Here is a 12,866-nt window from a genome sequence, read left to right as displayed (position 1 = left end):
GGGGACCGCACGGTCGTGGAACCACGAAGGACCCGCACCGATCGGTGCGGGTCCTTCGTGGTTGTTCGGCCTTGCTCGCTGCGGAGAATGGGGGATTCGAACCCCCGAGGGCTTGCACCCAACACGCTTTCCAAGCGTGCGCCATAGGCCACTAGGCGAATTCTCCTGACACCGTCTCGCGACGGCGACACCCAATGGTACAGGTTCTGCGCGGTGCTCTCGACCGCGTGTCGTCGGCGCCGGTGCTCCCAGATGTCGTGACATGTCCGGCGACTACCCTGGGCCTCGTGTCGACCCGCATCTACATCACGTCAGCAGAAGGGCACACGGGCAAGAGCACCGTCGCCCTCGGTGTCCTCGAGACCCTCGCCCGGTCCGTCGGCCGCGTCGGCGTGTTCCGGCCCGTCGCCAGATCGGTCGTCGAACCCGACTACGTGCTCGAGCTGCTGCTGCAGCACACGGCCGTCGGCATCTCGTACGACGACGCGGTCGGGGTCACCTACGACGACGTGCACGCCGACCCCGAGGCGGCGCTCGGCACCATCGTCACCCGGTTCGCCCAGGTCGAGCGGCAGTGCGACGCCGTCGTGGTGCTCGGGTCCGACTACACCGACGTGGGCAGCCCCACCGAGCTGTCCTTCAACGCGAAGGTCGCCGCGAACCTCGGCGCTCCGGTGCTCCTCGTGCTCGGTGGCCGCGACGCGGCCGAACGTGCGGCCCGCACCCCCGAGGGCATGGCGCAGGTGGCGGACGTCACGACCAGCGAGCTGCGGGCGGCACACGCGCAGCTGTTCGGCGTCGTGGTGAACCGTGCCGACCCGGACGCCCTCGCCGCCATCGTGACGAGCGTCGAGCAGGCCGTGCACGACGACCACCCGGACGTGCCGGTGTGGGCGATCCCCGAGGACCGCGTGCTCGTCGCCCCGACCGTCCGCGCCCTGCTGCAGGCCACCGGCGCCACGCTGGTCCGCGGTGACGACGCCCTGCTCGACCGCGAGGCCCTCGGCACCGTCGTCGCGGGCATGAGCATGGAGAACGTGCTGCCCCGGTTGATCGAGGGCGGCATCGTCGTCGTCCCCGGTGACCGGAGCGACGTCCTCATCGCCACGCTGCTCGCCAACCAGTCCGAGACGTTCCCGAGCCTGGCCGGCGTCATCCTGAACGGCGGGTTCGAGATCGCCCCGCAGGTGTCGCGGCTGCTCGAGGGCCTGTCGAGCTCGCTGCCGATCGCGCAGAACGACCTCGGCACGTACGACACCGCCCTCCGGATCACCCAGACCCGTGGCCGCCTGGCCGCCGACTCACCCCGGAAGGCCGACCTCGCGCTCGCCCTGTTCGAGCAGCACGTCGACGCCGAGGCCCTGCGCGACCGCCTGCAGCTCGCCCCGTCCGGGGTCGTCACCCCGCTCATGTTCGAGCACGGCCTGCTCGACCGGGCGCGCAGCTACGGCAAGCGCATCGTCCTGCCCGAGGGCGAGGACGACCGCATCCTCCGTGCCGCCTCCACCCTGCTGCAGCGCCAGGTCTGCGAGCTCACGATCCTCGGCGACCCCGCCGCCATCCGCACGCGGGCGACCGAGCTCGGCCTCGACCTCGAGGCCGCGCAGCTCGTCTCGCCGTTCGACCCCGAGCTGCGGGAACGCTTCGCCGAGGAGTACACCCGGCTCCGCGCCCACAAGGGGATGTCGATCGAGCTCGCCCGCGACACCGTCACCGACGTCTCGTACTTCGGCACGATGATGGTGCAGCTCGGGCTCGCCGACGGCATGGTCTCCGGCGCGAAGCACACCACGGCCCACACCATCCGGCCGTCGTTCGAGATCATCAAGACCCGTCCGGACACCTCGATCGTGTCGAGCGTGTTCCTGATGGCGCTCGCCGACCGCGTGCTCGTCTACGGCGACTGCGCGGTGATCCCGGACCCGACGAGCGAGCAGCTCGCCGACATCGCGATCTCGTCCGCCGAGACCGCGACCCAGTTCGGCATCGACCCCCGCGTCGCGATGCTCAGCTACTCCACCGGCGACAGCGGCTCCGGCGCCGACGTCGACAAGGTGCGCGCCGGCACCGCGTTCGTGCGGGAACGCCGACCCGACCTGCTCGTCGAGGGCCCGATCCAGTACGACGCCGCAGCCGACCCCACGGTCGCGTCGACGAAGATGCCGGACTCCCCGGTCGCCGGCCGCGCAACGGTGTTCATCTTCCCGGACCTCAACACCGGCAACAACACGTACAAGGCCGTGCAGCGCTCGGCCGGCGCCGTGGCGATCGGCCCGGTCCTGCAGGGCCTGCGCAAGCCGATCAACGACCTGTCGCGCGGCGCCCTGGTGGGCGACATCGTGAACACCGTCGCGATCACCGCGATCCAGGCCGGCACCGCGACCGACGCGGCCTGACCGCCCGACCCGCACCGCGCCTCCAGGCCCGACAGAAAGTGACCACCCCGTGACCGCAGCCCTCGTCGTCAACTCCGGCTCGAGTTCGTTCAAGTACCAGCTCATCGAACTCGAGGACGAGCGCACGCTCGCCTCCGGGCTCGTCGAGCGCATCGGCGAGTCCGCCGGGGCCTGGAAGCACACCAACGCGCTGACGGGGGAGTCGTCGTCCAACGACGCCGCGTCGGTGCCCGACCACGCGGCCGGGTTCCAGGCGATGATCGACGCCTTCGCGAAGGTCGGGCCGTCGTTCGACGAGCACCCGCCCGCCGTCGTCGGCCACCGCGTCGTGCACGGCGGCACCACCTTCGACCGCGCGACGGTCGTCACGGACCAGGTCGAGCAGCAGATCGAGGACCTCAACAGCCTCGCACCGCTGCACAACCCCGCGAACCTCGAGGGGATCCGCGCCGCGAAGCAGGTCTTCTCGGACGTCCCCCACGTCGCCGTGTTCGACACCGCGTTCCACCAGACGATGCCGCCGCACGCGTACACGTACGCGATCCCCGCCGACCTGGCCGCCGAGTACGGGATCCGCCGCTACGGCATGCACGGCACCAGCCACAAGTACGTCTCCGAGCAGGCCGCGGAGTTCCTCGACCGGCCACTCGCCGAGCTCAAGACGATCGTGCTGCACCTGGGCAACGGCGCCTCGGTCGCGGCGATCGACGGCGGCAAGTCCATCGAGACCTCGATGGGCCTCACTCCGCTCGAGGGGCTCGTCATGGGCACCCGCTCCGGTGACCTCGACCCCGCGGTGCTCATCCACCTGCACCGCGAGGCCGGGATGACCTTCGACGAGCTCGACACCATGCTCAACAAGCGGTCCGGCCTGCTCGGCCTGACCGGCAACGGTGACATGCGGGACGTGCAGGACGCCGCCACCAAGGGCGACGAGCAGGCGGAGGCGGCGCTCGCCGTGTACCGCCACCGCATCCGTCGCTACGTGGGCGCCTACACGGCGCAGCTCGGTGGGCTCGACGCGGTCGTGTTCACCGCGGGGGTCGGCGAGAACAACGCGCTGCTGCGGCGGCGTGTGCTCGCGGGGCTCGAGCACCTGGGGATCGAGATCGATCCGGACCGGAACGAGCTGGCGTCGCGGGACGCCCGCCGCATCTCCACCGACGGCTCACGGGTCGCGGTGCTCGTGATCCCGACGAACGAGGAGCTCGAGATCGCCCGGCAGTCGGCTGCGGTCGCGCTCTGACGCGTGGCGCCGCGGCGCGTCGCGGCGCCACGGTGCGGTGTTCGTCGGGTGGTGCGGGGCTGACTGCTGGGTGCGCGCTTGCAGCGCGGCACGGGGCGCGGAAGTCCGCACGGGGTGAGCAGGTGCGCACGGTGCGGACGGGAGGCGCGGGGCGGGCTGGTTCCGTGCCTCCCGTCCGTCCGTAGGTCGCGTCCGGTGCACGGTGTAGCATTCCTCGGCTGGCGCGGGGTTGCCTGGTGGGTGCGCGCTTGTGGCGCGGCACGGGGCGTGGAAGTCCGCACGGGGTGAGCAGGTGCGCACGGTGCGGACGGGAGGCGCGGGGCGGGCTGGCACCGTGCCTCCCGGCCGCCGGTGGGTCACGTCCGGTGCACGGTGCGGGGCTGCGTGTTGGGTGCGCGCTTGTGGCGCGGCACGGGGCGTGGAAGTGCGCACGGGGTGAGCAGGTGCGCACGGTGCACGGCCCGGCACCTTCGGCGAGGAGCTCGCACGGGGTGACGAAGCACGCACGGTGCGCGCCGCGCGGACCGACCGGTCAGGTGAGCGCGTTCAGCGCCGACGGGATCGGGGTGTCGCCGCTGGTGACCTCGAACTGCACGCCGACCGCGGCGTCGTCGAGCAGTGCGTGCAGGACGACGGTCGCGACGTCCGCTCGGGGGATCGAGCCGCGCGGGACCGTCCGGCCGACGTGCACGGTGCCCTGGGGCGGCGTGTCGAGCAGGCCGCCGGGGCGCACGATCGTCCAGCGGAGGCGTCGGGCCCGCAGGTTCGCGTCCGCCTCGGCCTTCGCCCGCAGGTAGACCTGGAACACCGCGGCGTCGTCCTGTGCGGGCACGACGGCGAGCTCGGGGTCGTAGGTGTCGGCCGCCATCGCGGAGATCATCACGTACCGCTCGATGCCGGCACGCTCGGCGGCGTCGGCGAGCAGGATCGCACCGTCGCGATCGACGGTGAGCTTCCGTTCGGCGCCGCTGTTCGGCCCGGCACCGGCGGCGAAGACCACGGCATCGACACCGCGCAGGCGGAGCGCGAGGTCGTCGTCGCCGAGCAGCTCCAGGTCGGCGACGATCGCACGCGCCCCCTGTTGCTCGACGTCGGCCACGTGCGCGGGGTTGCGGACGATCGCGACGGCGTCGTGGCCGGCGTCGGTGATCTGGCGGGCGAGGAGCAGGGCGATCTGGCCGTGTCCTCCGGCGATGGCGATCTTCATGTGTTCGAGTCTGCCCGTTGCGTCCGGTAGACTTCTCGGCGGCTCCTCACGTGACGCCATCCAGGCCAACTCCCCCAGGGCGGAAACGCAGCAAGGGTAACCAGGCTCTGGCGGGTGCGTGAGGAGTCTTCTTCGTTCCGGGTCGAGTCGGCTCCCCGGTGTCCGCCCCCCGTTCGGGAGGTCTCGCGTCCTTTTTCGTCGATGCTTGCGGACAGCTTCCTGATCATGTGTAAAGATCTGCCTCAGGAATCCCCAACCAGGGTTCCGACACTCCACCGCCTCACCAGCGGAGGAGCCTCCGCCGCCTCACCAGCGGTGGATTCCGAGGATCAGGTGGCGGGCGCGCCCGCCAGGAAAAGAGACACGCATGCGCAGGCACGCGTCGCTGCCCGGTACCCCCGTACCCTCCGCAGCGGACGAACGGACACGACGGATCACCCGCGCCGACGGCCGAGCTCGAGGACGAGCGACGGACGGTCGGCGGTTCCTCCTGCGCGGCGGCGTCGTCGCCACGGTGACGGCGCTCATCGCCGCCACCGTGGCGATCCAACCCGCTGCGGCCGCCCAGACCGACGTCGCCGAGGCCGAGGGGCTGCTGCTCAGCGGCTCCGGCATCGTCGACGCCGACGCGGTCGCCCAGCTCGGCGGCGCGTACTCCGCGCGGGGTGCGACCTCGGGCGGCGGCACCACGAACCAGCCGCTCAATCTGACGGCGCTCAACGCCATCGGGGTGGACCTCGGCAACGACATCAACTTGCTCGGCCCGAACGGCATCCTGACCCTCGGCGTCGACGGCCAGTACGCCACGACCTCGGCCACGGGCGCGACCGCGTCGTCGGGGCTCCTGACGAACGACGGCGGCATCGGGGTCGGCACGGGGTCGGGCACCGGCGCCGCGACGCTCGACCTCAACCCGCTGTTCTCGCGCGTCGGCGCCGACGCCACGGTGCTGTCGAACGCGCAGCTGGAGATCGGTGCCCTGGCGTCCCGGATCCAGGCGACGCGCGGCACCGCGGTCGAGACGGCGACGGACTACCGCATCGCCGGTGCGGAGCTGGACCTGACGAGCCCCGCGGTCGCCGGACTCAGCACCGCGCTCCGGAACGACCTGCGCACCTTCTCGGGAACGGTGAACTCCGCGGTCGGCGCGGACGGGGCCCTCTCCGGCACCACGACCGCCCTGACCGCCGACATCCAGCGGCTGCTCCGTGGCACGAGCCTCGGCCTGGTGAACGTCAACGGTGCGAACGTCACCGCGGCCGTGGACCTGAACCTCGACGACACCCTGACCCGGGTCCTGCAGGAACCCCTGACCGACGGCGCCGTGACGATCACACCGGCGACGGGCGCGATCACGGTCGACCTCGACCAGCTGACCACGCTGAACGGCCAGCCGGCGAACACGTCGGTGCTGACCGAGGCGGCGGTGAGCTCGATCAACCGGAGCATCACGACGATCCTCGGCACGCAGCTGCCGACGGCCCTGCACACGGCGGTCGTCAACACGATCAACTCGACCGCGGTCCGGGTGAACGTCACCGCGAACGTCAACCTCGCGGGCATCCCGCTCACCGCACTGGCCCTCCGCGCGGACACCACGCTCGGCGCCCTCGCCGGCACGTCGCCCGCCACCGCCACGGTGACGGCGACCGGTGGCCCCCTCGGGCTGAACGTGCTCGGCACCCTGCTCGCCCCGGCGGTCAACACCGTCGTCATCCCGGCACTGCAGACCATCGTGCGTCCCCTGGTGACGGGCACGGCCCTGACGAACCTCGGCACGACGCTCACGGCGACGACCTCGGCCGTCTCCACCCTGCTGAGCCCCGTCGTGCTGCTGCTCCGTCAGGTCGTCGACCTCACCGTGAACGCGCAGGACACCACCGGCTTCCGCGACCCCCGCGGGTACGACACCGGATCGCGGAGCGTGCACGCCCTGCGGCTCTCCGTGCTCCCCGGGGCGAACGTCGCCACCGTGGACCTCGCCACCTCGACCGTGCGCGCCACGGCGTTCGCGGCTCCGACCATCACGGCGCCCACGGCCGGACAGCAGTTCACCGTGCCGTCGGCGACCTCGACCCGCAGCGTCGTCGTGAGCGGGGCCGGCGAGCCCGGTGCCGCCGTGGCCGTCAGCCTCGGCGGAGGCCTGACCGGCACCGCGACCGTCGCTGCCGACGGGACCTGGACGACGACCATCGCCGACGTCCCCACCGGTGCGTACACCGCGACCGCGACCCAGACGGTCGGCGGCACAGCGGCCGGCACCGCGACGCAGGAGTTCTCCGTCGTCGCCCAGCGTGCACTGACGATCACCACCCCCACGGCCGGTCAGGCCTTCACCACCACGGGGGAGACCGCCCCGGTCACCCTGACGGGCACCGCGACGGCGAACGCGCGCATCAACGTCGACCTCGGCGGCGGCGTGACCGCGACGGGCACGGCGGACGACGCCGGCGCCTGGAGCGTCACCGTCCCCGAGGTCCCGGTCGGCGAGCAGACGGCGAGCGTCACGCAGTCCGTCGGCGACACGACCTCGGCACCCGTGACCCGGTCCTTCCGGGTCGTGGCCGCAGCCGGCCTGACCGTCGACACTCCCACGGCTGACCAGGACTTCCCGCTCGCCGGCGACACCCGGTCCGTCCCGTTCTCCGGCAGCGCACAGGCCGGTGCCCGCGTTGACGTCGACCTCGGTGACGGCCTGACCGCCACCACCCGCGCGAACGCCGACGGCACCTGGTCGACGAGCGTCACGGACGTCCCGGCCGGGGAGTACTCGGCCGAGGTCACCCAGACCGTCGGCGGCACCACGAGCGCCGCGGTCACCCGGGACTTCACCGTGACGGCGGCCCCCGCGCTCACCATCGACGAGCCGGCCGACGGCAGCACCATCACCGTCGCCGACGACAGCTCGACCACCCCGGTGACGGTGTCCGGCTCGGCCGCTCCGAACGCCCGGGTCACCGTCGGCATCGGTGGTTCCTTCACCGCCGCGGTCACCGCGGACGAGGACGGCGCCTGGACGACGACCTTCGCCGACGTCCCGGTCGGGGAGCGCACCGTCACGGCGCGTCAGAGCGTCGACGGCACCACGTCCGGCCCGGTGGAGACCACCTTCACCGTCGAGGCGGGCGACCCGCTCGCGATCACCGCGCCCGCGGACGGCGACGTGGTCACGGTCCTCGACGCCGACACCACCACCGACCTCGACCTGGCCGGCACGGCCGAGGCCGGCGCCGAGGTGCGGGTCTCGCTCGGCGACGGACTGACCGCCACCACGACGGCCGACGACGACGGCACCTGGACGCTGACCGTCACCGACGTCCCGGTCGGTCGGTACACGATCTCGGCGACGCAGACCGTCGGCGGGACCACCTCGCCGGCCGTCCGCCAGGTCGTCACGGTGCAGGCGGGCGCCCCGCTCGCCGTCACCGCTCCGGCGCAGGACGCCACCGTCACGGTCGCGACCGACGACTCCGTCGTCGACGTCACCGTGCGGGGCACCGCGCAGCCCGGTGCCCGCATCGAGGTCGTCCTGGACGACGGCGACGCGGTGTCCACCACCGCGAACCCGCAGGGCGCCTGGTCGGTGGTCCTCACCGACGTCGGCACCGGCGACCACACCGCGACGGTCACCCAGACCGTCGACGGTGCGACCTCAGCACCGGTCGACCGTGACTTCGCGGTCGAGGCCGGCGACGAGCTCGTCATCGTGGCACCGGGTGACGCCCAGGAGGTCCCCGCCGGCACCGGCGGGCAGGCCAACGTGGTCGTCCGCGGCACCGCGGAGGCCGGCGCGACCGTCGCCGTCACGATCGACGAGGGCGACCCCGTCGAGGTCGTCACGGACACGGCCGGCAACTGGGAGCTCCCGACCACGCAGCTCGGCATCGGCGAGCACACGGTCGAGGCCGTGCAGACCGTGAACGGCACCGACGGCCCGGTGGTCACGCGTGACTTCACCGTGGTCCCCGGCAACGCCATCGTCATCGACACCCCGGCGAGCGGCGCACGCTTCGTCGTGGTCGACGCCGACGCCACCGCGACCGTCCGGATCACCGGCACGGCCGAGCCCGGCGCCGTGGTGACCGTCTCGGTCGGCCCCGGCACCCGGTTCACCACCACGGCTGACGACGACGGACGCTGGGCGGTCGACGCCACCGGTCTCGCCCCGACCGGCGTGTACACGGCATCCGCGAGCCAGGAGGTCGAGGACGTCGTGACGAGCGCCGTCCCGATCACCTTCGAGGTCGTCACGGCCAACGCGCTGACGATCACCGGTCCGGCCACGGACCCGATCACGGTCGCCGGACCGGACGTCGTGCGCGACGTCACGGTCACCGGCACCGGCCAGCCCGGCGCCGCGGTCACGGCGACCCTCGCCGGCTCCGAGGACCAGGAGACGACGGTCGGTGCCGACGGCACGTGGTCGGTCACGTTCCCCGACCTCGGTGTCGACGAGCACCAGGTCACGGTCACCCAGACCCTGGCCGGCACAGTCTCCGACCCGCGCACCTCCGACCCGGTCGAGCGCACGGTGACGATCGAGGCCGCCGACGCCGTCACGATCACCGCGCCGGGGACCGACGTGGTCCTCCTCGTGCCGGACGCCGATGCGACGCGCGACGTCGTCGTCACGGGTTCGGCGGAGCCGGGCGCGCCGGTGACGGTGCGACTCGGCGACGACGAGGCGACCACCACCGCGGACGCGGACGGCGACTGGACGGTCACGTTCGGCGGGGTCGGTGTCGGCACCCCGACGCTCACCGCCAGCCAGACGGTCGGCGGGACCACCGCCTCCAGTCCGGACCAGACCGTCACGGTGCGGGCCGGGACCGCGCTCGCCATCGTGACCCCGGAGGACGGCGACGTCCTGACGGTCGCCGACACGTCCGGCACCGCCGACGTCGAGGTGACCGGTCGGGCGCAGCCCGACGCCGAGGTGACGGTCCGGATCTCGACCGGCGAGACCGAGACGGTGACCGTGGACGAGGACGGCCGGTGGGAGACCACCTTCCAGGACGTCCCGGTCGGTGACCACCGCGTCACCGCGACGCAGGTCGTCGGCGGGCAGACCTCGACGCCGGTGACTGCGGCGGTGTCGGTCCGTGCCGGCGCCCCGCTCGTCGTGTCCACCCCGCGCGGTGCCACCACCGTCACGGTGGCGGACGACGACGCCACCACCGGGGTCGACTTCGCGGGCACCGGTGAGCCGGGCGCGACCGTCACGGTCGACCTCGGCGACGGTGGGACCGCCACGGCGACCGTGGACGAGGACGGCCGCTGGACGACCACGGTCGAGGACGTGCCGACCGGCTCGTTCACGGCCTCGGTCACGCAGGCCCTGAACGGCACCACGAGCGCGGCGGTCGAACGACCGGTGTCCGTGGTCGCCGCCGCGGACCTCACCATTCGTGAGCCCGGCGACGACCCGATCACGGTGGCCGACGGCGACGCGACGACGACCGTGACGGTCGCCGGTGACGCCCAGCCCGGCGCCACGGTGACGGTCACCGTCGACGACCGCAACCCCGTCGAGGTCACCGCCGGTGACGACGGCTCGTGGAGCGTCGACGTGCCGGACCTCGGTGTCGGCGAGCACACCGTCGAGGTGACGCAGACCGTGGACGGCTCGACCTCGACCACGCCGGTCGAGACGACCTTCGAGATCGAGGCGGGCGCGCCCGTCGTCATCACCGAGCCGACGGCCGACCAGGAGTACACGGTCGCCGACGGGGACGGCACGACGACGGTCGACGTCGTCGGCACCGCCGAGCCGGGCGCGACCATCGTGGTCGACCTGGGCGACGGTCGCACCGAGTCGACCACCGCGGACGACGACGGCGCGTGGAGCGTCTCGGTCCCCGGTGTGCCGGCCGGCACGACGACCGTGAGCGTCACGCAGCGCATCGACGGCACCGAGTCCGCGCCGGTGACGGTGGACGTCCGCGTCCTCGTCGCCGACCCGATCACGATCGCCACCCCGGCGGACGGCACCACGATCCGGGTCGCCCAGCGTGACTCCGTCGCGACCCTCACCGCCGCGGGGGCTGCCGAGCCCGGTGCCGAGGTCCGTGTCACGATCGACGGCGGCGACGCCCGGACCGTGACCGCGACCGACGCCGGTACCTGGAGCGTCGAACTGCCGGACACCACCGTCGGCGAGCACACGATCCGGGCGACCCAGACGGTCGACGGCTCGACGTCCGCGGCGGTGCGCAGCACCTTCACCGTGGCACCCGGTGCCGCGCTGACGGTCACCGCACCGGCCGACGACACCACGTTCACCGTGCCGAGCACCGACCCCACCGCGACCGTCCCGGTCGGCGGCGAGGGCCAGCCCGGCGCGTCGGTCCGCGTCGTCCTCGACGACGCCGACCCGGTCGTGGTCCGTGTCGGCACCGACGGACGGTGGGAGACCACGCTGGCCGACGTGCCGGCGGGGGACCACACGCTCGTCGTCACCCAGGTCGTGAACGGCACGACGTCCGATGCGATCGAGCGCGACGTGACCGTCGTGGTCGCCGCCGCGGACGCGATCGTCGTGACCAGCCCGGCCGACGGCACCGACCACCGGGTGCTCGGCGGTTCGACCGACGTGCGGGTGACCGGTACCTCCGCACCGAACGCCGCTGTCTCGGTCCGCATCGACGACGGCACCGCGGTCGCCACGACCGCGGACGACGACGGTACGTGGTCCGTGACGGTGCGGGACGTCGCCGAGGGATCCCACACGGTCGCCGCCAGCCAGACGGTCGACGGTGCCACCACCGACGCTCCGCAGGTCGGCTTCACCGTGACGGCCGCGACGCCGGTCGTCATCTCGAGCCCGACCGACGGTCAGGCGTTCCCGACCACGGGGTCGACGACGTCGGTCCCGGTGAGCGGCACCGCCGAGCCCGGTGCGACCGTCACGGTCGACGTCGACGGCCGGACCGCCACGACGACCGCCGGCGACGACGGTTCGTGGACGGTCACGATCGGTGGCGTCCCCCTCGGGGACCACACGGTGTCGGTGACGCAGACGGTCGGCGGTCGGACCTCCGACCCGGTGACCGCCGACGTCACGGTCGTGGCTGCGCAGGAGACGGGCATCGTCATCACGAGCCCCGACGCCGGGCAGCTCATCCAGGCGGACGGCTTCGGTGACACCGGCTCGTTCACGGTGACCGGTCAGGCCACCCCCGGCGCCGCGGTGACGGTGACCCTGTCCACCGGGCAGGTCCGTACCACCACCGCCGACGACGAGGGGGCGTGGAGCGTCGTGTTCGAGCGTGTCCCCGAGGGGGAGTGGACGATCAGCGCCACGCAGTCGGTGAACGGCACGACCTCGGCGGCGCCGCAGGTGCCGATCGTGGTCGACACCCTGGAGCCGCTCGCGGTCACCTCGCCGACACCGGGTTCGCAGTACATGGCCGACGAGGACGGTGACCACGACCTGATGGTCACGGGCACCGCCGAGCCCGGCGCGACCGTCACCGTGCAGCCGATGGGCCGCGACGCGGTCGCCACGACGGCCGACGAGGACGGCGAGTGGTGGGTCATGGTGGCGCTGCCGGTCGGCGGTCACATGCTGCGCGTCACCCAGTCGGTCGGCGGGTTCACCTCGCAGGCGCAGATGCTCCGCGTCATGGTGATGGACGACGCCGTCGACCCGGAGGAGCCGGGCACGCCCGGCACCCCGGGGACGCCTGGGACGCCTGGGACGCCCGGGGCCCCCGGAACGCCGGGTGCGCCCGGTCTGCCCGGGACGCCGGGGACCGGCGGCGGCTCCGGCACCGGGACCGGAAACGGCTCCGGGAACGGCTCCGGCATCGGCGGTGGCTCCGGGAACGGCTCCGGCGCCGGGATCGGTGGCTCCGGCAACGGCACCGGTGCCCTCGCCTGGACCGGCGCGGACGTCGTCCCGATCGCCGGCACCGCGGCGGGCCTGGTGGCCCTCGGGTTCCTGCTGCTGGGGCTCTCCCGCCTCGCCGGCAGGCTCCGTCGCCGCACCCGCGGCTGAGTCCGCACCAGCGTCACA

The 12,866-nt window shown here is 73.2% G+C and carries 4 protein-coding genes, 1 tRNA gene and 1 other RNA gene; 4 read left to right on the top strand and 2 right to left on the bottom strand.

The features are described from left to right. Window positions 1-81 precede the first annotated feature (81 nt). Window positions 82-166, bottom strand: a tRNA-Ser gene (locus tag DEJ08_RS12515). A gap of 121 nt (window positions 167-287) precedes the next feature. Here DEJ08_RS12515 and pta point away from each other — a divergent pair. Together pta and DEJ08_RS12505 are read left to right on the top strand one after the other, a co-directional pair. Beyond that, window positions 288-2,396, top strand: a complete 2,109-nt coding sequence (pta, locus tag DEJ08_RS12510; protein ID WP_071405020.1) for a phosphate acetyltransferase — start codon at window positions 288-290, stop codon at window positions 2,394-2,396. Window positions 2,397-2,445: 49 nt separating this feature from the next. Continuing rightward, complete coding sequence (locus DEJ08_RS12505) at window positions 2,446-3,642, top strand: acetate/propionate family kinase (RefSeq protein ID WP_027466390.1); 1,197 nt, start codon at window positions 2,446-2,448, stop codon at window positions 3,640-3,642. A 532-nt stretch (window positions 3,643-4,174) separates the two neighbouring features. Here DEJ08_RS12505 and DEJ08_RS12500 read toward each other — a convergent pair. Continuing rightward, window positions 4,175-4,849, bottom strand: a complete 675-nt coding sequence (locus DEJ08_RS12500) for an SDR family oxidoreductase (RefSeq protein WP_111054433.1) — start codon at window positions 4,847-4,849, stop codon at window positions 4,175-4,177. 37 nt (window positions 4,850-4,886) lie between these two features. On the opposite strand from DEJ08_RS12500, the gene ffs reads away from it, so the two are divergent. Both ffs and DEJ08_RS12490 read left to right on the top strand, forming a co-directional pair. After that, window positions 4,887-4,983, top strand: an RNA gene (gene ffs, locus DEJ08_RS12495) — signal recognition particle sRNA small type. A 233-nt stretch (window positions 4,984-5,216) separates the two neighbouring features. After that, window positions 5,217-12,848: a choice-of-anchor G family protein gene (locus tag DEJ08_RS12490; RefSeq protein WP_181438977.1), complete on the top strand. Its 7,632-nt coding sequence runs from the start codon at window positions 5,217-5,219 to the stop codon at window positions 12,846-12,848. Window positions 12,849-12,866 lie beyond the last annotated feature (18 nt).

The organism is Curtobacterium sp. MCLR17_054 (assembly GCF_003234335.2).
Taxonomy (GTDB): domain Bacteria; phylum Actinomycetota; class Actinomycetes; order Actinomycetales; family Microbacteriaceae; genus Curtobacterium; species Curtobacterium flaccumfaciens.
The sequence above is the reverse complement of the archived record's forward strand: the minus strand, read 5'-3'. Positions and strand labels throughout refer to the sequence as shown.

Coding starts and splice junctions, on each gene's coding strand:
- DEJ08_RS12490 (WP_181438977.1), top strand. CDS start 5,217: ATGCGCAGGCACGCGTCGCTGCCCGGTACCCCCGTACCCTCCGCAGCG.
- DEJ08_RS12500 (WP_111054433.1), bottom strand. CDS start 4,849: ATGAAGATCGCCATCGCCGGAGGACACGGCCAGATCGCCCTGCTCCTC.